Origin of the sequence: Saccharibacillus endophyticus, assembly GCF_013185185.1 — a bacterium.
Classification (GTDB): Bacteria; Bacillota; Bacilli; order Paenibacillales; family Paenibacillaceae; genus Saccharibacillus; species Saccharibacillus endophyticus.
In genome coordinates this window covers 443,669-463,674 of the sequence record NZ_JAAZWE010000005.1, presented here as the reverse complement: position 1 = coordinate 463,674, position 20,006 = coordinate 443,669, and the positions used below count along the sequence as shown (strand labels likewise).

At 55.2% G+C, this 20,006-nt stretch carries 13 protein-coding genes; 7 read left to right on the top strand and 6 right to left on the bottom strand.

All coding sequences use genetic code 11. The features are described 5' to 3' along the window. Positions 1–29 precede the first annotated feature (29 nt). Both HRQ63_RS19370 and HRQ63_RS19365 read right to left on the bottom strand, forming a co-directional pair. Entirely contained in the window at positions 30–1,643 is a 1,614-nt protein-coding gene (locus tag HRQ63_RS19370; RefSeq protein ID WP_172246812.1) for an extracellular solute-binding protein, read from the bottom strand. A gap of 67 nt (positions 1,644–1,710) precedes the next feature. Further along, positions 1,711–4,038, bottom strand: coding sequence for a helix-turn-helix transcriptional regulator (locus HRQ63_RS19365; protein ID WP_172246811.1), 2,328 nt, complete (start codon positions 4,036–4,038; stop codon positions 1,711–1,713). A gap of 271 nt (positions 4,039–4,309) precedes the next feature. Between HRQ63_RS19365 and HRQ63_RS19360 the strand changes: the two genes are divergently transcribed. The 7 genes from HRQ63_RS19360 (at position 4,310) to HRQ63_RS19330 (ending at position 15,234) form a co-directional block, all read left to right on the top strand. Next, positions 4,310–6,085, top strand: coding sequence for an acid phosphatase (locus tag HRQ63_RS19360; RefSeq protein WP_229714316.1), 1,776 nt, complete (start codon positions 4,310–4,312; stop codon positions 6,083–6,085). Positions 6,086–6,907: 822 nt separating this feature from the next. Then, complete coding sequence (helD, locus tag HRQ63_RS19355; protein ID WP_172246810.1) at positions 6,908–9,349, top strand: RNA polymerase recycling motor HelD; 2,442 nt, start codon at positions 6,908–6,910, stop codon at positions 9,347–9,349. Between the two features lie 411 nt (positions 9,350–9,760). After that, positions 9,761–11,149: a C4-dicarboxylate transporter DctA gene (gene dctA, locus HRQ63_RS19350; RefSeq protein ID WP_172246809.1), complete on the top strand. Its 1,389-nt coding sequence runs from the start codon at positions 9,761–9,763 to the stop codon at positions 11,147–11,149. Between the two features lie 209 nt (positions 11,150–11,358). Then, positions 11,359–12,033: a response regulator transcription factor gene (locus HRQ63_RS19345; protein ID WP_172246808.1), complete on the top strand. Its 675-nt coding sequence runs from the start codon at positions 11,359–11,361 to the stop codon at positions 12,031–12,033. Then, positions 12,030–13,403 (top strand): sensor histidine kinase, encoded by a 1,374-nt coding sequence (locus HRQ63_RS19340; RefSeq protein ID WP_172246807.1) that lies wholly within the window; start codon positions 12,030–12,032, stop codon positions 13,401–13,403. The genes HRQ63_RS19345 and HRQ63_RS19340 overlap by 4 nt, the downstream gene beginning before the upstream one ends. Before the next feature lie 151 nt (positions 13,404–13,554). After that, complete coding sequence (locus HRQ63_RS19335; protein ID WP_172246806.1) at positions 13,555–14,550, top strand: alpha/beta hydrolase; 996 nt, start codon at positions 13,555–13,557, stop codon at positions 14,548–14,550. Between the two features lie 207 nt (positions 14,551–14,757). Then, entirely contained in the window at positions 14,758–15,234 is a 477-nt protein-coding gene (locus tag HRQ63_RS19330) for an SRPBCC family protein (RefSeq protein ID WP_172246805.1), read from the top strand. Between the two features lie 288 nt (positions 15,235–15,522). On the opposite strand, the gene HRQ63_RS19325 is transcribed toward HRQ63_RS19330, so the two are convergent. Genes HRQ63_RS19325 through HRQ63_RS19310 form a run of 4 tightly spaced genes read right to left on the bottom strand, consistent with a single transcriptional unit; the run spans position 15,523 to position 19,545 of the window. Next, positions 15,523–16,323, bottom strand: coding sequence for an ABC transporter ATP-binding protein (locus tag HRQ63_RS19325; RefSeq protein ID WP_172246804.1), 801 nt, complete (start codon positions 16,321–16,323; stop codon positions 15,523–15,525). Then, entirely contained in the window at positions 16,323–17,381 is a 1,059-nt protein-coding gene (locus HRQ63_RS19320) for a FecCD family ABC transporter permease (RefSeq protein WP_229714300.1), read from the bottom strand. Before HRQ63_RS19320 ends, HRQ63_RS19325 begins: the two co-directional genes overlap by 1 nt. Continuing rightward, positions 17,378–18,418 (bottom strand): FecCD family ABC transporter permease, encoded by a 1,041-nt coding sequence (locus HRQ63_RS19315; protein WP_172246803.1) that lies wholly within the window; start codon positions 18,416–18,418, stop codon positions 17,378–17,380. Before HRQ63_RS19315 ends, HRQ63_RS19320 begins: the two co-directional genes overlap by 4 nt. Before the next feature lie 5 nt (positions 18,419–18,423). Then, entirely contained in the window at positions 18,424–19,545 is a 1,122-nt protein-coding gene (locus HRQ63_RS19310; RefSeq protein ID WP_172246802.1) for an iron-siderophore ABC transporter substrate-binding protein, read from the bottom strand. Between the last annotated feature and the right edge of the window lie 461 nt (positions 19,546–20,006).

The following is a 20,006-nucleotide window of genomic DNA, read 5'->3' as shown; positions in this document are numbered from 1 at the left end:
TGATCCGACTTCAAGCGTAACCGCATCTTTTACTCCGACAAGGTGTTGGCCTCGTTCGCTTCCGCCAACACCTCGGCCCCACCCGCATCCAAAAATTCCTGCACGAAGTCATCGAACTCCGCAAGCGGACGTTCCCCGGTAATAAACGAAATATACGCCCGGTTGCGCAGCGCGATCAGCTCTTCGCTATTGCGCACAAGCGACGGCGTGGAGACTTCCAGCGCATTATAAATCCCGTCCTGATCCAAATGAAGCGTCGCGGCCCATTGCTCGCGGCGCTCGGTCGGCGGATAGGGAACGGTCATCCCGATATTCGCGCCGATCGTATTCAGGTAGTTGGCGTACTTGTCGTAAGGCGGCAGCGTTACCACATCTTCCCGTGTCGGCCCCGCCCAGTTCCAATGCTTGCCGATAATGCCGTTTTTCAGCGTTGCCCGCTCGGCTTCATCCGGGTTGGCGCTGACATCGTCGAGAATTTGCAAAATTTTCTCCATTTTGCCGGGTTCCTTCGTCGCATTTGCTCCAATAGCCGTAAAGCTCATCAGCATATCGTAGGCTTTGGAGCCGCGTTTGCCGTCCGGGCCGCTGAACGGTCGGCCGAACGATACGCGGGCATCCGGGTTTTTCGCTTGCAGTTCCTTGACGTTGTAAGTCGCTTTTACCGGAGTTTCCACGCTTGCCCCGCGAGCATCCACCGTCCACGCCCGGTAATCCCCGTCATCGATCCAATGGTAATAATTGCCCATCGAGGTCATGCCGATTCGCCCGTTGATGAAAGAATGCGAAAGATGCTTATATCCGCCTTTATTTTCTCCGGTAATAAACTCGGGATCGATCACGCCGTCCGCGTACCATTTCCGCAGATAGACCAGCGCTTCCTTCATTTCCGGCTCCAGCGCCCCAATGACCAACTGCCCATGCTTGTCGCTAAAATAAAGCTGATCCGCAAACACGACCTGCCCGAAAGCGCCGAACACCGCGTTCATGCCTTCCAGCGACAGCCCGTATGTATCCTTAATTCCGTTTCGGTCAGGGTCTTCGTTCGCGAACGCGTAGATGACTTGCTCGAATTCCTCCAGCGTATCCGGCACGTCCAGCCCAAGCTTATCCAGCCAATCCTGCCGATACACGACCGGAATCCGGTAAGCATTCGTCGGATTGACGACCGGAATGCCGTAAATGCTGCCGTCGATCCGACCCTGATCCGCATAATCCGGCGCATATTTGCGAATGGCAGCCATCAGATTGGGCGCATAGCGCTCCAGCGTCTCCTCGGGGATCTCGGCGAGCAGCCCTTGCTGCTGAACTTTGAGCAAATCCTGCGGTTGACGAATGCGCAGCAGATCCGGCGCGCCTTCTTGTGCCAGCTTCAGGTCCAGCAGCGACTCGTAACGGTTGTTTTCCAGATTCCAGATGTCCAGATCGACGTCGTATTTTTGCTCCACATAACGAATCATCTCCGCATCCTGGGGGACGGGGAGATTTTGATGCATCGTCCAGGAAATGTTGAACTTCGGGGAGTCTTCCTGAGCAGCCGATTGTTCTTTCGATCCGTCTGCAATTCTTGCGCAGCCGACCAGCACAGCCAAGACAAAGACTGTCGTGATATAAACCGCCAATCGTCGCAGCAGCGTCCTGTTCATCGTTATCCCCCTTTTATTCAACCGATTCCCGTACTCCGCAGCGATCCGACCCATCCCGTCACTCCGGCTACGCCTGCTTCCGACTTTCCCGCAAATAATTGCCGGGCGTACAGCCGTAAGCTTCTTTGAATTTCTTGATAAAATACGCCGTGGTGCTGTAACCGACCGCTCCGGCAACCTGCTCGATCGTCGCTCCGCCGCGTTCGATCAGCTCTTTGGCCGTTTCCATCCGTCTTTTCGTCACGTATTCGGTATACGTTACGCCCAGCTGTTCCTTGAACAATCGGCTCAAATATTTCGCGCTGATAAACACGTTCGAGGATACCGCTTCGAGCGACAGATCGTCAGGCAGATGCGCGTCGATATACTGCTGGGCCGATTCCAGCGTATCCGTCGCCCGTTCGCTGCTGCGTTTTTCCGTCTCGGCTAAAAACGTCCGTACCGAATCCAGCAGCCATGCCCGGAATTCATCGATATGCGAGAGCGCAATATACTGCCGATGCAAGTCCGGATGACCGCCGCCCGGCTGCTTGTAGCGAATGCTTTTCAAATAATCGGAAAAAGCGAAGACGGTGTTCGACAAAATAAAGTGACAGTAGTCCGCCGGATAGCTGCCTTCCCGCATCGCTTCGATTAACTTGTCGACCGCTTCGGCAATCTCGTCGAATTGGCGCCCCGGCAGTTTTTCCCGGAAGCGTGCAAGGATCGGCTGCGGAATCTCGTCTAGGCTGTCCTCGCGCTCCGCCAAAGAAGCTTCATGCAGCAAAGGCCGTTCAGGCAGGAAATACGCATATTTGATCCGGCTCTCCGCCTCGCTTCGGCTCGCATGCAGCTCATCCGGCTTTATCACTTCGCGTCCCCAGCTAAGCTGAACGCCTACGTCCGGAAACTCTTTGCAGGCGTTCAGCATATGATCGGCCAAGGTACGCATCCGGTCTTCGTCGCAGGTTGCCGTTTTCGCAAAGGCGTCGTCCGGAGTTTGAACTTCCGTTCGGGCCAGAATAGCCGCAATCTTCTTGTCCGGAAGCTCTTCCGCCACGATCAAAATTCCGGGCAGCCGCATGCGTTCCAGCATTAAGGCAATGTCTGCGCGAGTGGTCGCCGCCCCGTGTTCCAACTTTTCGCGAGCTCCCGGTCTTCTATGGACATGCAGCAGCAAACAACGGAATCCGTCGGCTTCGCCGAATAGTTGTTCGACCAGCGTCCGTTCCTTAATCGATTGTTCCGTCTGTTCGCCTTGAAGCAGCCGCAAGATCATATTGCGCTTCACGATCGGTCCGGTGGCTCGAAGGTTCTCTTCCAACGTGCTGACCTTTTCGTTCAGATGATGCACGGCCGTGTTGATCATCCCGTATTCGTTCGCCTCCGTATCGGACTGTCCGGTCAGCTGGCGAATATTGGCGACGAGGCGTTTGAGCGGACTGTAGATCAGCTTGGTCATCATCCCGGACAGCAGCAGCCCGATCAGCAAAGCCACCGCGGAGATCGCCAGCACAAGCCGTTGCACGGCCAGCGATTGTTCTTGGAAAAAGCTATGCGGCGTTGCGCTGTAAAGCGTCCATCCCGTTGTTGGCAGCGGCTCATGAAATATCGTATACGCATCGCTGTCGATCGGCATTCCGGCTGAGACTTCGGCTTGTCCGGCTTGCTGACGCCTATCCGCCGAGCTTTCCGTCCCGATTGCCGGCTCTCCCGAAGCGCCCAGCGACCACGTTTCTTCATATTGAAAAGGCATCATGTTGCGGATAATCGTTTGTACGGCTTTTTCTTTGACATCCACGGCCACGATCAGATCGCTATCCGCGCCGGAAGATTGAAAAGGATAGCTGTGCGCGTACGTCATCAGCTTTTGCCCGCCGCTGTCCGGAAATTCCGAAAACGCATCCTCAGGAACGACGCGAGAGCCGGTCCACATTCCGCTGGCTTCCGATATCGACATGCTTTCGATCCAGTCGGCCTGCTGCGGCATACTGCGTTCGCGATGATTCCGGTCAACCAGTCCGTGCAGCGAAGACAGCATCGCGCCGCTTTGCGGGTCATAAAGATGAATCGCTTCGATCAGATCAGGCTGGGCAGACACCTCGGACTTCAGCAATTGCTGCAGCTCCAACAGGCGGGACGGATGATTTTTCCACGAGTCGCCCTGGAACTGCCGCAGATCCGACGTCCGGTCCAGCGCAAGCCCGAGAACGACTTGCTGCACCCGCTGGAACACTTCGGAATCGATCGTTTTTGCCGTGTTCGCGAGGGTAGCTTGATTGCGATCCTGCAATTCCGACATGTATCGATTGGAGGAATAGATATAAAACACCGAACATAGCGAGAGGACGATGACCAGCACGACGGACAGATAAGATACGGCCAGACGGGCCCAGACGGAATTTCGTTTTTTCATCGTACACTCTCCTCCCGCGTGGGATTATACAGGCAAGGTTGCAGAGTTGTTCGGGATTTTTGTAAGGGGATTGTTAAATGAATAAAATTCGACTGATTTCCGCCGAAAACCTCCCAAAATGCTATAAAGGCGAAATCGTTCCATTGCCCAAAATCGCTGCCGGATGCTACATTTGCTGCGATTCGAATCGAAAGCACAAGCGAATACCTAAACGAAGAGGAGCAACTTTACCGTGAAAAAAAGAACCCTAAAACAAATGCTGGTCGTCGCAATGGGCTTCGCCATCCTGTCCAATACCGCAGTCGTGCATCCCGCTATCGCGGCTGCGGATGCTTATGAAATCCAAGTTCCGTCGCAGCCTGCTTGGGGGTATTTCGCCGATTCGTACAAAACGAACAGCGGCGACAACCAAAGCGTCGAAAGCAACGCCGCGCTCGGCACGCTGTCGGAATTTTTGAAACTATGGACGCCGGGCAGCACGTGGAACAACGGAACGAAGCTGCAAGAAGACGTACTTAACTATAATATTCAATACGTCGTCGACCTGGCGGCAACACGCACGGCGGCCGACGAAGAACTGGCCTACCTGGTTGACCGTCGCGGACAAACCTACAGTGCAGTCGAAGGATTGGGCGCACTGACCGACGTCTACCGCGAGCTGAGCAAAACGACAACGTCGATCGACGGCGTAGCCGCAGATGCAACGACGAAAAAATACGATGACGAAGACAGCACCAACAAAGGCGGCGATTCCGAATCGTCCCTGGGCAAAATGGTCGATCTGATCGGCGTGGTTCGCGGCAACTACGCATCCACGAACCCGTCCAAGACGTTTTTCCAATATATGCGTCCGTATCGTTGGGTGAACATGCAGGAAGGCACGAACGATAACCGGATCGTCGTTCCGACGCTGGTTCCCGCGATCAGCACCACTCCCGAAAAAGACGGCGGTTTCCCGAGCGGCCACACGAATGCGTCTTACCTCGCTTCATTGTCGCTGGCGTATGCCGTGCCTGAACGTTACCAAGAACTGCTGACCCGCGCTTCGGAAATGGGCGACAGCCGGATCGTATCCGGTATGCACTCGCCGCTGGACGTTATGGGCGGACGCGTACTGGCGACAGCCTTGGCTGCGGCGACGCTGGCTGATCCGGACAATGCCGAACTGAAGCGGCAGGCGTACGATCAAGCGCATGATATCCTGTTAAAAGAAACCGGCACGGCCGAAGACCGCTTCGCCGACTACGAGCAAAACAAAGCCGATTACATGCAGCGCCTGACCTACGGCTTCAAGCAAATCGGCGATACGACCAAACCGATGATCGTGCCTCAAGATGCGGAAGTATTGCTGGAGACTCGCCTTCCTTACCTGAGCGACGAACAGCGCCGCGAAGTGCTGGCAACGACAGGTCTGGAATCGGGCTACCCGCTGCTGGACGATCCGGAAGGCTGGGGACGCCTGAACCTGTTCGAAGCGGCAAACGGCTACGGCGCATTCAGCGGCAACGTAACGGTGAACATGGATGCGGCTCAAGGCGGATTCAACGCGGAAGACCTGTGGCGCAACGACATCTCGGGCGCGGGCAAGCTGATCAAGCAAGGCAGCGGCAAGCTGGCACTGGCAGGCAACAGCACCTACACGGGCGGAACGGAGCTTGCGGCAGGTACGCTTGAAGCGCAATCGGCAGCGGCGTTCGGTATGGGCAATGTGGTAAACGGCGGCACGATCATCGAGAGCGTCGAAGGCCCGCGTCTGCTGACGATCGGCGGAGACTTCACGCAAGCTGCGAATAGCGTACTGGAGATCGGCGTAACCGGAGCGGACGACGGCATCGAAGTTGCAGGCAAACTGCAAGCGGGCGGAACGCTGCGCGTGAACTTCGTCGATGGCTACGAATTCGAGAAACGCGATCTGACGCTGATTACGGGCGGATCGATCGAAGGCAAGTTCGATAAGCTCGAAGTCGTAGGAATGTCGGGGGATTATAGCGCGAAGTTAAAATACGAGAGCGGAAAAATCGTGCTGGCGTTGAGCGAGAAGAAGTAATTAAAAATCTATTTGTTGGTGAAGCTTGGCGGCGCTGCGGGGGAAATTGCCAGCATATGCTTCCGAAGTGCATTTCTTCGAAATGCTTTACAAGACGCTGTCTCACTCGGAAAACTGGATTGGAATTTTTAGTTGAGGTTTTCCGAGTTCAAAGGCGTATTGAACTGAATTTCCCCCTCCGCTTGGGCTTCGCTCAAGTGGAAGATTTTTAATTTCGGATAGCTTCTCTTGTAGCTGTTAAGGGCGAACTTCTCGCTCTTTTGGGTGGGTAGAAAGAGAAAGTTACAAAAGAAAATCTTAAAAAAGAAAAGCCCGTCGATTATGGCGGGCTGAATGTGTCGAGAAAATCAAACGTAGCTGGAAGCGAGAAGACGGAGAGAAAAATTCAGTGAAATACAGGGTTTCGAAGAAAACCTGCGGTAACATTCAGCGATATGTTGACGCCTTTGAACTCGGAAAACTTCCATACTAATTTCATTCCAGTTTTCCAAGTGAGACAGCGTTTTGAACGAATTTTTTTTGGAGTCTTCTCGCTTCCTTCGCAAACGTAACTTTCTCGGCAGCCTGAGCCCGTCAACGATGACGGGTTTTTCTTGTTTTAAAAGCATTATAAAATTAAAAACCCCCGGCTTTTGGCCGGGGGGTCGTAGTTGAAATAGATATTGAACATCGCGATTTCCTGTGATACGATGGGAGAACCGCTGTGAACACTTTTATGAAGACATAATTATTACATCTTATCTATACTTTAATTCTAGCATGGGTTCCGGCGGGTTGTCAAACGGTTTTTCTCCAAAATCGAATAAGGGAGTGGACGGGGAAATGATCGAAGCCAGAGAGTGGGAACAAGAGCAGGAACGATTGAGCGAAGTCAGTGCCAAGCTGGAAGACAGAATCGGGGAGATCGAACCGGAGATCGAAGGGCTGAACGAGCAGGCTGTCGATATTCGGCGCAAGTTCTGGGAAGAGGTCAGCGTCAGCACGAGCACGAACGAAGACTTCGAAGAGAGCGTCTACAGCATCGAGCAGCAGGAAGCGTTGTTGTCGGAGCGCGAGCGAAGTCATCAGAACAAAGTGCGGAAATATCATAAGCTGAAACGATTATCGGAGTCTCCGTATTTCGGGCGGATCGATTTTCGGGAAGACGGAACCGGATTCGCGGAGTCGGTCTATATCGGAGTGTCTTCGTTCGTGGATAACGACGGCCTGGAGTTCCTGATCTACGATTGGCGGACGCCGATTGCCAGCCTGTATTACGATCATTCGCCGGGACGCGCGGATTACGAGACGCCGAACGGCAGCATCTCCGGCAAGATGGAACTGAAGCGGCAGTATCAGATCCGGGATCGACAAATTTTGAACGTGTTCGATACGAGCGATACGATCGGCGACGAGCTGCTCCAGCAGGTGCTCGGCGGCGCGGCGGACAATCGAATGAAAAGCATCGTGGCCACGATCCAAAAAGAGCAGAATGCGATCATTCGCGAGGATAAAAGCCGGATGGTCATCGTGCAGGGCGCGGCGGGCAGCGGCAAGACGTCGGCGGCGCTCCAGCGGGTCGCTTATCTGCTTTACAGTCAGCGGGATCGTCTGCGCGCGGATCAAGTGGTGCTTTTTTCGCCCAATCCGATGTTCAACGGTTACGTCTCCACGGTTCTGCCGGAGCTCGGCGAGGAGAATATGAAGCAGACCACGTTTCAGGAATATTTGGAGCGCCGCTTGGGGCAGGCGTTCGCGCTCGAAGATCCGTTCGATCAGATGGAGTATGTGCTGTCGCAATCGTCCGATCCCGGTTACGAAGCCCGACTGAGCGGGATTCGCTATAAAGCGTCTTCCGGCTTTTTGCAGGAGATGCAGCGGTACGTCGAAGGCTTGGAGCGCGGCGGCATGAAGTTCCGTGCGCTGACCTTCCGAGGCCGCGAACTGGTGAGTGCCGAGCGGATGCGGGAGCTGTTCTACGGCTACAATGCTTCGCTGCGCACGGCCAATCGGTTAGCGAAGCTTCAGGAGTGGCTGCTGGCTGAAGTAAAGCGGCTGGAGCGCGAGGAACGGTATGCAAAGTGGGTCGATGAAGGGTTGAACTACATCGATACCGAGCAGTACGAAGAAGCGTACGGCGAGCTGCATCAGGAGCGGCATGTGTTCGAATTTTCCGAGCAGTATGCGGCGGCCAGAGCGAGATTGAACGGTACGAGACGTTTGGACGAAGGCGATTTCGACTTCTCCGAACGTCAAGAAGCCTGGCTGCGCAAAGATCTGGCGAGAGAAGCGTTCGAACCGTTGAAGCGCGGCGTGAAGCGAATGACGTTCGTCGACGTGACCGCGTTGTACATGCAGTTGTTTGATCAGGAGCAAAGTCCCGAATCCGATCGGGTTTCCAGTGAAGCCGGAGCCTCCGCACTGCCGCCTTGCTGGAACGAGATCGGCCGCCAAACCCGAGCGAAGCTTGAACGCGGCGAACTGTACTGCGAAGACGCCACTCCTTATCTGTATCTGAAGGAAATGGTCGAAGGACTGCGCAGCAGCTCGGATATCCGGCAGGTGTTCGTGGATGAAGGCCAAGATTATTCCGCGTTCCAATACGCGTTTTTCAAAAAGATGTTCCCGAGCGCCCGCATGACCGTGCTCGGCGACTTCAGCCAGGCGATCTTTACGCAGTCCACGGAGCTATCCGGTCCCGACTCTCCGCTCGTTCACTTGTACGGAGCCGCGGATACCCGCGTATTCCGCCTCAATCGCAGTTACCGTTCGACACGGGAGATCGTGGGGTTCACGAAGGCTCTATTGCCGGAAGCCGCGGATATCGAACCTTTCGACCGCGAAGGCGCGAAGCCGCTGCTGATCGGGGCTGAATCTCCCAAGCAAAAAGCCGAACTTATCGCCGCGCATCTCAAGCAGCTTCAAGCCGAAGGCTTCGACTCGATCGGCATTGTCACGCGCACCGCCGCCGAAGCCCGCGAAGCGCTGGAACAGCTCGCCGCCTTGGGATGCCAAGACCTGAAAGAGATCACCAAGACCACTCCCGAGTTTAAAAAGGGAACGCTGATCCTCCCCGTCTATCTCGCCAAAGGCGTCGAGTTCGATGCCGTACTGATCTACGACGCGTCCGCTAACGCCTACAACCGCGAGTCCGAGCGCAAGCTGTTCTATACGGCTTGCACCCGGGCGATGCACCGTTTGACTCTGTTCTGCATCGCGGATCCGACTCCTTTTATCGACAATGCGGATCTGAGCCTATACGACTCCGCGGCCGCCGCGCAATAAAAATCGGCTTGATGCTCGGCGCCTTTTAAAAAAGCCATGCTTTCACTATTAGTATCCGAGTCCGTCTGCCCAGGCGGACTTTTCTTTTTGTTTGCCTATGGAAGAAAAGCTCACTTTAGAAAGTGCTAGAATCGAAAAAAATCCTGTTTATTAGTCAAAGGTCCCAAAAAATAAAAAGGGATTTGTACGTGTTGACTAATGAACATAAAGAATTGCTCTTTTATAATGACGATAAACATAAAGAAAGCTAAAAAAGGTAATAAAACCTTACATAAATAAAAATCAAAACAGTTTTCATCTCCGAATGAAGAACGTAAAGCGACGATCTTCACCGTATCGCTTTCTTAAACATGTCTGATGCGATTTTGCTTTATTGCTTTAATGCAAATTAGTAAAAGGGGGACAACAAACATGGAACAAACAGCCAAGCCGAAACAGCCGTTGTACAAAAATCTGTTCGTTCAAATCATCGCTTCGATCGTGCTGGGGATCTTGGTGGGCTATTTGTGGCCGACGGTGGGCATCGCGCTCAAACCGCTCGGAGACGGATTCATCAAGCTGATCAAGATGATTATCTCGCCGCTCGTTTTCGTGGTCGTGGTGCTTGGCATCGCCAAAGTCGGCAATATGAAAACGGTCGGCCGGATCGGGGGCAAAGCGCTGCTGTATTTCGAAGCCGTTACGACGATCGCGCTGATCATCGGCCTCGTCGTCGCCAACGTGATGAAGCCGGGCGCGGGAATGAAAGTGGACCCTGCGACACTGTCGACCGATGCGGTCGGCAGCGTCACGAAAAACGCGGAACTGCCGCACGGCGTCGATTTCTTCATGAATATCATCCCGGAAAGCGTCGTATCGGCGTTCGCGACCAACACGATGCTTCAGGTGCTGCTCGTCTCCTGCTTGTTCGGCTTCGCGCTGGTCAAAGTCGGCGGGCGAACGTCGGAATTCCTGATCGAAGCGTTCGATCATATCAGCCACGTCATCTTCCAAATCATGGGCTTTATCATGAAGCTGACTGCTATCGCGACATTCGGCGCTATGGCGTTTACCGTCAGCCAGTATGGCATGCAGACGCTGTTGGGCTTCGGCAAATTGTTCCTGGCCATGACCGTCGCCTGCCTGTTGTTCCTGCTGGTGCTGGAAGTCATCATGCGCGTCTTCGTCGGAATCGGGCTGTGGAAAGCGATCAAGCTCGTTCGCGAGGAGATCATGTTCGCTTTCGCTACGGGTTCGACAGAAGCCGTAATGCCGCAAATCATGACCAAGCTGGAAAAAGCCGGCTGTCACCGTTCGGTCGTGGGCTTGGTCGTTCCGACCGGCTATTCGTTCAATCTGGACGGAGCGTCCATCTATCTTGCGCTGGCGCTGGTTTTTCTCGCGCAAGCCACCGGCGTGGACCTGAGCTTGACCGAGCAGTTGATCCTGCTGGGTGTGCTGCTGCTGACTTCCAAAGGCATGGCGGGCATTCCGGGTTCGGCATTCGTCGCTTTGTCCGCGACGGCGGCCAGTACCGGGTCGATCCCGGTCGCCGCGGTGGCGTTGATGCTCGCCCCGGACCGGATCATGGGCAACTACCGCACGACGATCAATATTATCGGCTATGTCGTGGCGACCTTCGTCGTGGCCCGCTGGGAAGGCTTGTTCGATCGCGAACGTGCCCTGCACGTTCTGAGCGGAAAAGGAACCGTCGCCGATTTCCCGGCCGATCCCGATCCGGCGGCTTCGGCGGAAAAAGACGGGCAGCCGCATGAAGCGGAGTCCATCTATAAGCCCAAGCCGACTGCCGAGCAAGTGTAACCCGCGCGCAGTCCGCTGCCGGAGCATGCGCGCAAGCTAAGAAGGAAGCGGATTTCGCACCCCGTCCCGATACCGAAAAAACCGATGCCGTCACAAAACGGCATCGGCTTTTTTGTGTCGACGCCGACAAAGCGCGGGTCTGCCGTTTTGCTCTATAATGAAAGAAGAGGTTTGGCCGACAAAACGAGATGACAAGGAGAATGAGACGCATGCCGACAATACTGGTGGCCGATGACGATGCGAATATTCGCGAGTTGGTCTGCCTGTTTTTACATAATGACGGGTTCGCGACGGCGGAAGCTTCCGACGGACAGGAGGCGCTGGATGTGCATGCAAGCCAATCGATCGATCTGGTTGTGCTGGATATCATGATGCCGGGCATCGATGGTTGGGCCTTATGCCGGGAGCTGCGCCGGCGGAGCGCGGAGCTTCCGCTGTTGATGCTGACGGCACGGGGCGAGACTTGGGAAAAGGTCAAAGGATTCGAGCTGGGCGCAGACGATTATCTGACCAAGCCTTTTGATCCGTTGGAACTGACGGTACGCGTTCGCGCGCTGCTCAAACGATCCCGAATCGGTGCGGACAAAGCGGTGCGAATCGGCGGTCTGGCGCTTGATCGGAACACGTATAAAGTCACCGTCGGAACGGAATCTTTTACCTTGCCGCTCAAGGAGTTTGAACTGCTGTACACGCTGGCGGGAACGCCGGGGCAGGTCTACACGCGGGAGCAGTTGATCGAGCGGATCTGGGGACTGGATTACGGCGGAGACAATCGGACGGTGGATGTGCATATCAAGCGCCTGCGGGAGCGTTTTTCCGATGTAGGCGGGTTTGCGATCGAGACGGTACGCGGACTGGGGTACCGATTGGAGGCCGACGAATGATTCGTTCGTTGTACACGCGGGTTGTGTTGATCTTCCTCGTGTCGGTGATCGGAGGGACGATGCTGGCGTTCTTTATCGCGACTTGGGCTTTTCGCGATCAGATGAACGAGAATCTGCAAATTCCGCTGACCCAGTTCGCGCAGGATATCGGACGCCTGTACGAAGAGATGCCGACCGAACAGGCGAACGAATTCGTCAGCGGAATGAATCAGTTGGGTTCGTACTACGTCCGCATGTACGAAACGCCGGACAAGTTCCGTGCTTACGGCCAGCCTTCGCTTAAAGAGTTCGGAATCGACGAAGAGCTGGTCCGGCGAGTGTTAGCGGGAGAATCGGTCCGGGTGAACACCAACGGCATCACCATCGAATTGATCGGGATGCCGTTCCGTACGGACGAAGGCGTTCAAGCCTTGTTTATCGAGCCTGTCGGATCGGCTTCCGCGCCGTTCGTCATCAAGTGGCTGCTGAATTTCGCGACGTACGCGCTGATTGCCGGAAGCTTGGTCTTTTTGGGAGCGGCGGCTTTTGTCGTAAGGCCGATCAAGCAGCTTACGCGAGCAACGCGGCATATTGCGGCGGGCGACTTCAACGTGAAGCTGGATATCCGGCAAAAAGGCGAATTGGGCGAGTTGGCACGCAGCTTCGAAGCGATGTCGAGCGATTTGCAGCGGTCGGAGGAGATGCGGCGCGACTTCGTATCGAACGTGTCGCACGAGGTGCAATCGCCGCTTACCTCGATCTCCGGGTATGCGCTGGCGCTCAAGCAGTCCAATCTTTCGGAGGATCAGCGCAGCCGGTATCTCGATATCATCACCGCCGAGGCGAACCGCATGTCCCGGATGAGCGATAGTTTGCTGAAGCTGAGTTTATTGGAATCGAAGCCGCATTTGCATCGCTCCGAGCTGCAACTGGACGAGCAGATTCGCAGGATCATTATCGCGCTGCAACCGCAGTGGTCCGTGAAAGGCATTCGTTTTGAATTGGATTTGCCCGTTGTGCGCATAATCGGCGATCCGGATCAATTGGGGCAGGTATGGACGAATATTATCGGCAACGCGATCAAGTTTTCGCCGGATAACGGGGAGATCGCGGTGACCCTTTCCCGGGACGTCGTGAACGCTGCCGTCCGCATCGCCGACCAGGGGATCGGAATTGCGACGGAGGATCAAGAGCGCGTATTCGAACGTTTTTTCAAAGCGGATCGTTCTCGCAGCCGTAAATACGGAGGCAGCGGCATGGGGTTGGCGATCGTGCGGCAGATCGTGGCGCTGCATCGCGGAAGTATCGAAGTGGAGAGCGAGCCGGGGAGCGGTACGGCATTTACGGTGACGCTTCCGCTGGATGCGCCGGAGCCGTCTTCGGATCGATAGGGGAGGCGGAATAGGCATCCGGCCGATCTTTTTTTCAAGTTCATATTACGTTCATATTGTCGTCACGAGGTGTCCATGATCGCTTGCTATCCTTACTCGTACCTGCTGTGGGACTAGCGGGAAAAGTTTATTGCGAATAGGAGAGACCGGCATGGACAAAATTCAACATACCGTCGACACCCTTCATAAAAAGAAGAAAAAATGGCCGCGCGTCTTACTGGGGACCTTGGGCATTATCGTCGGAGTCATTGCCTTGTTCTTCATTGCCGTATTTGCCGTAGATCAAATCGCGACGCGTTCGGAAGCAAGCAAAATCCAGCCGTACGGCCAAACGGTAGCGGTGGACGGCAAGAAGATGAACGTGCTGATCCGGGGAGAAGGCGAAGAAACGATCGTGCTGCTCCCCGGCTACGGAACGGCGGTTCCGGCACGCGATTTCGAGCTGCTGATCCGCGAGCTGGAGTCCGATTATCGCGTGATCGCGGTGGAACCTTTCGGCTACGGGTTAAGCGACGAGACCGACAAAGAACGCACAACGGCGAATATCGTCGAAGAAGTTCACGAGGCGCTTGGGCAATTGGGCGTAGACCGTTACGTGCTGATGGGACATTCGATCGCAGGGCTGTACGGCATCGAGTATGCGCAGCGTTACCCGGACGAGATCATCGCTTTCGCGGGGATCGATACGAGCGTGCCCAAGCAGGGCGGCATGGATACGGAACTGCCGGAAGGCTTGTTCACTTTTTTGCGCGAATCCGGCATGATGAGGCTGCTGACCAAGTTGGGCGGAGATCCCTATGAAAAACTCGGTTACGACGCAGAAATGAGCCGGCAGATTCGCATGATCACGAATCGCGTAGGCAATAACCCGACCCTGATGAACGAGATGCGCCATATTTCGGAAAACTTCCGCGCCGCGCGGGAAGCCGACGCGAAATTCTCCGCCGCGCTGCCGCTGATTTTGTTCGTGAACCAAGAAGATGCCGAGGTGGCGTCTTGGACCGAGCTGCATCAAGAGCAGGCTGCGCATGCCGAGTACGGCAAGATGGTGGGGATGAACGGCGGGCATTATCTGCACCATAAAAATTCGCCGGAAATCGCCAAGGAACTTCGGGCGTTTTTGGGAGAGATCGAAGCCGGGCAGTAAGAGGCATTCAGGAAAATCATAAGAAAAGCAAAAGAAAGGCGACGGGGGAAGCAAGCCTCCGTTCGCCTTTTTGCATAAGGAGAAAAAGTTTAACCTAGAGCGGAATCAATCCTTGCTCGCAAGCTTGGCGGAAAGCGTTGGGTTCGGTAATATAGAACTGTAAACCCGTTCCATTTCTTAGAATGAATGACGAGGAGGAGATACGCGATGCTAGCCGTAATCGAATCAAGCGGAGACGGATATAAAGCCCGATTCGAACGTCGCCTGACACACCCCGCCGAGCAAGCCTGGACGTATCTGACGGACAACGAGCATTTGAAGAAATGGTTCCCCGAATTGCAGGTCAAAAACCTTAATTTGGGCGGAACCATCCGTTTTGATATGCAGGATGGCACATTTGAAGAACTGCGAATCGTCGGCTTCAAGGAACGTTCCGTGCTGGAATACACGTGGGGAGAAGATCGGATCCGATTCGAATTGTCTCCCAAAGCTTACGGAAGCCGGCTTGTATTGGTCGAAACGATGCGCCAGGTGACTTCGCACACGCCGAAAGACCTTGCCGGTTGGCATGTGTGCCTGGATGTCATCGAAGCCCTTATGGACGGACGAACGATAGAATCGCGTAAGGATAATTGGGAAAAGTGGTTCGGGGAGTATCGGACGCTAGTGGAGACAAGGGTGTGAGGGGTGAAAAAGGCTGCCGGTAACGGCAGCCTTCATACGTGTCGAGAAAGTTACGTAGGTGCGGGAAGCGAGAATACTGCGAAAGAAATTCGTTCAATACGCTGTCCCACTTGGAAAACTGGAACGAAATTTGAATGGAAGTTTTCCAAGTTCAAAGGCGTCTTTCACTGAATTTCTTTCTGCGTCTTCTAGCTTCCAGCTACGCTAGGCTTTCTCGACCTATTGAAGGTTGCCGGAAATGGCGGCCTTTTTGGTTTGGGTAAGCAATCAAGTTAGGGTCACAAGATCTTAGCTTGCATGGTATCGGCCTTTCGGGACGATCATCGGAGAGCCGGAGACCGGGTCGGGGATGACGGCGCAGTCCAGGCCGAATACGTCTTTGACCCGTTCGCTGGTGATGACTTCGGTCGGATTGCCTTCGGCGACCAAGCGGCCTTCTTGCAGGGCGAAGATGTGGTCGGCGTAGCGCGCGGACAGGTTGATGTCATGGAGGACCATGACGATCGTCGTACCGTGCTTGCGGTTCAGGTCGGTCAGCAGGTCCAGAATCTCGATTTGATACGTGATATCGAGGAACGTCGTCGGTTCGTCTAGGAACAGGATATCGGTCTGCTGGGCGATCGCCATGGCGATCCAAACGCGTTGGCGCTGGCCGCCGGACAACTCGTCGATGTTATGGTTGGCGAATTCGGTAATGTCCATCATGTCCATCGCCTCGGCCACGGCTTCGTAATCCTTTTTCGACCAGCCGCCGAGCAGCGATTGGTGCGGGAAGCGTCCGCGTCCGACCAGATCGGCGACTGAAATGCCTTCGGGCACGATCGGGGACTGCGGCAGGAGGCCGACGATTCGTGCCAGCTGCTTGGACGGGTAGCGCGATATCGGCTTGCCGTCCAGCATGATGCTGCCGGAGGTCGGCTTGATCAGTCGTGCCAGCGCTTTGAGCAGCGTGGACTTGCCGCAGCCGTTGGAGCCGACGATAACGCTGATTCGATTGCTCGGAATGGTCAGGTCCACGCCGTTAATGACGGTTTTATTTTCGTAACCGGCAACGACCTGCTCGGCTGTGAACGTATGGTTAGGCTTCATCACAATTCTCCTTTCCGGTTCATGCGGATCAACAGAAAGATCAGATACGGCGCTCCGAGCAAGCCGGTAATGACCCCTACGGGAAATCGGGTTACGAAAGCGAACTGTCCCACCAGGTCGGCGGCGAGCACGAGGTTGATGCCGACCAGACCGGCCGGAATCAGGTTATACGAACCGTTTCCGACCAGCCGCTTGGCGATCGGCCCGGCGAGAAAAGAAACAAAGGCGATCGGCCCCGTGGTCGCGGTCGCGATGGCGACAATGAATACCGCCGCCACGATCAGGGCGATCCGGGTTTTGTCCGTGCTGACTCCGAGCGAGGAAGCCGATTGTTCGCCCAGCTCCAAAACGTGCAGATGCTTGCCCAGGATCATCAGGATCGGCGTGAAGATTAACACGATGAGGACGAGAGGCGGCAGCTCGTTCATTTTGGAGCCGTTCAGGCTGCCGGACAACCATTGAATGGCGGTCGGGACGTCTTTTTCCGAGCTGATCAGCAGCAGGTAAGAGATGACCGCATCGAGCATGGCCTGAATCCCGATCCCGATCAGAATCAGGCGGCCGATCGAGAAGATTTTGCCGCGGGACAGGATGTAGATCACGACAACGGTAAGCAATCCTGCGACCACGGCCGCGACCGAAGTAAACGCGTTGCCGGCTTGCAGGACCGTCAAACAGAATACCGCGGCGGCGCTGGAACCCGATGTGATCCCGATGACGTTGGGATTGGCAAGCGGATTGCGCAGCAGCGTCTGGAAAGTGTATCCGGCGATGCCGAAAGCGAAACCGGCAAACAATCCGGCCAGCATGCGCGGCAGGCGAAGCGTGCTGACGGCGAAGGACACGCCCTTGATCTGCTCGCCGAATAAAGCGCGCAGCACCTGATCGAGCGGGTAGATCGTGTTGCCGAGAATGAGCATGGCGCAGCAGAGTGCCGCGGCAAGCAAAGCCATGGTGCCGGTGACCAGCATCCAGCGGCGCTGCCGATGGCGACGTCCTGCACGAATGAAGGCGACGGAAGAGGAAACGTTATCGGGACGAGAAGTTGTCATGGTCATAGGGAACGCACCTTTGCCCGCATAGCGAGAATAATAAGAATGGGAGCTCCGACGAAGGCGGTCACCACGCCGACCTCAAGCTCGCCCGGACTGCCGATCAATCGTCCGGCAATATCCGATACGGTGAGAATGACTGCGCCGGCCACGGCCGACAGCGGAATGACGAAGCGCAGATCCGCGCCTACCAGAAGCCGAACCAGATGCGTGGCCAACAGGCCGATAAATCCGATCGGCCCGGCCAACGCGGTTGCGGCTCCGCACAAGACGACGCCTGCGAGAGCCGCGATCAGGCGCAGCGTTCCCGTCTTCACGCCCAACCCTTTGGCGGCTTCGTCCCCGAGGGCCAAGGCGTTGAGCGCCGGCGAGGTCAGGAAACCGATTAACAATCCGACAAGCAGGAACGGAATGAAAGTCGTCACGCTGCCCCATGTTCCCGCGCCTACGCTGCCGACCTGCCAGAACCGGAACTGGTCCATGACATGCGATCGGGGAATCAGGATGGCGGTCACCAGCGAAGAGAGGGCCGCGCTGGTCGCCGCTCCGGCCAGTACGAGCTTGATCGGCGTCGCGCCGCCGCGCCCGAGCGATCCGATGCCGAATACGAATATCGAGGTAAGTCCGGCACCCAGCATTGCCAGCCAGATATATTGACTTGCCGTTGTCATACCGAAAAAGGCCATGCCGCACACCACGAACAACGAGGCTCCCGTGTTTACGCCGAGGATGCTCGGATCGGCGATCGGATTGCGGGTCACGGCTTGCATCAGCGAGCCGGATACGCCGAGTGCCGCTCCGCAGAACAAGCTGAATACCGTACGGGAGATCCGTTTGCGAATGATGTTCGCCTCGTAGGTATCGACCTCGGGGCGAAACAAACCGTTGATCAAATCATGAAACGGCACTGACCGCGAGCCGAATGCCAGAGAAGCGAGTATACTCGTCCCCAGCAAAATCAGGCTTACGATCAGTACCGTATAGAAATGCTTCGGAATGTGCGGACTCGGACGTCGACCGTTCGAGACCGTGACATTGCTCATCGGTCTTATTGCACTTTGTCGGCAGCAGCGCCGAGCAATGTCATGTAGTCGTCGATCGTGTAAGCGATCGACAGCGGAGTCGGCGTTCCGGCCGCAACGAGCGGAGTGTCCGCCGCGATGAACGCTACGGAACCTCTTTCGATTGCCGGAATTTTGCCGATCAGCGGATCGGCTTTAAGCGCTTCGTACAGCGCGTCGTCGCCGTAGCCGACAATGATGTCGACATCGTTCAGCGCTTGAGCGTTTTCGGCACTCAGTTCCAGCGAGTAACTGGTCGGGTCCGTGATCAGCGAAGTGATGCTTTCCGGATAAGTCAGGCCCATCTCTTCCAGGAACGATACGCGGGTATCGACCGGCGTGTAGATGTGCAGCTTGGACAGGTCGTCCGCGGAGAAGTTTACCCAAGCGATCTTTTTGTCTTTGAGCTGCGGGTAAGCATCGAACTTCTCGCTGATCAGGTTTTCCGTATCGGTGATCAATTGTTCGCCTTCGGCCTTCATGCCCATGCCTTCGGCAGTCAATTGAATTTGTTCGCGCCATTTGGTTGTCCAAGGGGACGTCGGGTAAGCCACGACCGGAGCGATTTCGCTCAGGGTGTCGTAGTCCTCCTGCGTGATGCCCGAGTAAGCGGCCAGGATCACGTCCGGGTTCGCGTCGGAAATCGCTTCGAAGTCCAGGCCGTCCGTGTCTTGGAAGACGTTAGGAGTCGTTGCGCCCAGTTCGTCAAGTTTCGCTTTCGTCCAAGGCAGCAGGCCGTTGTCTTCTTCGCTCACGCCGAAGTTGGCAGCGGAGAAGCCGTCCGGCACTACGCCCAGTGCGAGTGCAACGTCCTGGTTGCCCCATTGGATCGTGACGATACGCTCCGGCTTTTTCTCCAGAACGGCTTCACCCAGTGCCGTCTTGATCGTAAGCGGATATTCGGTCGCGTCTGCTTCGGCAGCCGGTTCTTCAGCATCTCCAGCTTCCGTCGTGTTCGTATCTGCGGCAGGTGCCGTTTCGGTTGCAGCCGAATTGGTCGAAGCCGCCGTGTCGGTCGAAGCGGTGTTTGCCGCGCCGCAGCCGACAAGTGCAAGGATCAGGATCAACGAGATAATGCTAAGCAGCGAAAACTTTCTTTTAGCGTTCATGATGTTCCCCTCTCTAAATCGTGAGCATATTTGGTCATTCTTTTCATCCGAAATGAATAAAAATGCAACAAAACGGATATCATTCGATGTGATAATGATTATCAACTTCATTTAATATATCGACTAACGTATTCCATTGTCAACGAAAACCTTTCAAATCCCTATCTGCATACGTATGTATTTTCATAAAAAAATTCAGATAAGTAGGAGAAGAAAATAAAAGAACTCCCGGAATTAATCCGGGAGTTTGCAATGTGTCGAGAAAATTCGACGTAACTGGAAGCGAGAAGACGGAGAGAGAAATTCAGTGAAAGACGCCTTTGAACTTAGAAAACTACATTTTAAAGTTCATTCCAATTTTCTAAGTGAGACAGCGGATTGAACGAATTTCTCTCGGAGTCTTCCCGCTTCCTGCGTCGAAGCGACTTTCTCGACAGCCTGAGAACTCCCGGAATCAATAC

Excerpts from the sequence above, each read along its gene's own strand:
- HRQ63_RS19370 (WP_172246812.1), bottom strand. The coding sequence starts at position 1,643 with ATGAACAGGACGCTGCTGCGACGATTGGCGGTTTATATCACGACAGTC.
- HRQ63_RS19365 (WP_172246811.1), bottom strand. The coding sequence starts at position 4,038 with ATGAAAAAACGAAATTCCGTCTGGGCCCGTCTGGCCGTATCTTATCTG.
- HRQ63_RS19360 (WP_229714316.1), top strand. The coding sequence starts at position 4,310 with ATGGGCTTCGCCATCCTGTCCAATACCGCAGTCGTGCATCCCGCTATC.
- helD (WP_172246810.1), top strand. The coding sequence starts at position 6,908 with ATGATCGAAGCCAGAGAGTGGGAACAAGAGCAGGAACGATTGAGCGAA.
- dctA (WP_172246809.1), top strand. The coding sequence starts at position 9,761 with ATGGAACAAACAGCCAAGCCGAAACAGCCGTTGTACAAAAATCTGTTC.
- HRQ63_RS19345 (WP_172246808.1), top strand. The coding sequence starts at position 11,359 with ATGCCGACAATACTGGTGGCCGATGACGATGCGAATATTCGCGAGTTG.
- HRQ63_RS19340 (WP_172246807.1), top strand. The coding sequence starts at position 12,030 with ATGATTCGTTCGTTGTACACGCGGGTTGTGTTGATCTTCCTCGTGTCG.
- HRQ63_RS19335 (WP_172246806.1), top strand. The coding sequence starts at position 13,555 with ATGGACAAAATTCAACATACCGTCGACACCCTTCATAAAAAGAAGAAA.
- HRQ63_RS19330 (WP_172246805.1), top strand. The coding sequence starts at position 14,758 with ATGCTAGCCGTAATCGAATCAAGCGGAGACGGATATAAAGCCCGATTC.
- HRQ63_RS19325 (WP_172246804.1), bottom strand. The coding sequence starts at position 16,323 with ATGAAGCCTAACCATACGTTCACAGCCGAGCAGGTCGTTGCCGGTTAC.
- HRQ63_RS19320 (WP_229714300.1), bottom strand. The coding sequence starts at position 17,381 with ATGACCATGACAACTTCTCGTCCCGATAACGTTTCCTCTTCCGTCGCC.
- HRQ63_RS19315 (WP_172246803.1), bottom strand. The coding sequence starts at position 18,418 with ATGAGCAATGTCACGGTCTCGAACGGTCGACGTCCGAGTCCGCACATT.
- HRQ63_RS19310 (WP_172246802.1), bottom strand. The coding sequence starts at position 19,545 with ATGAACGCTAAAAGAAAGTTTTCGCTGCTTAGCATTATCTCGTTGATC.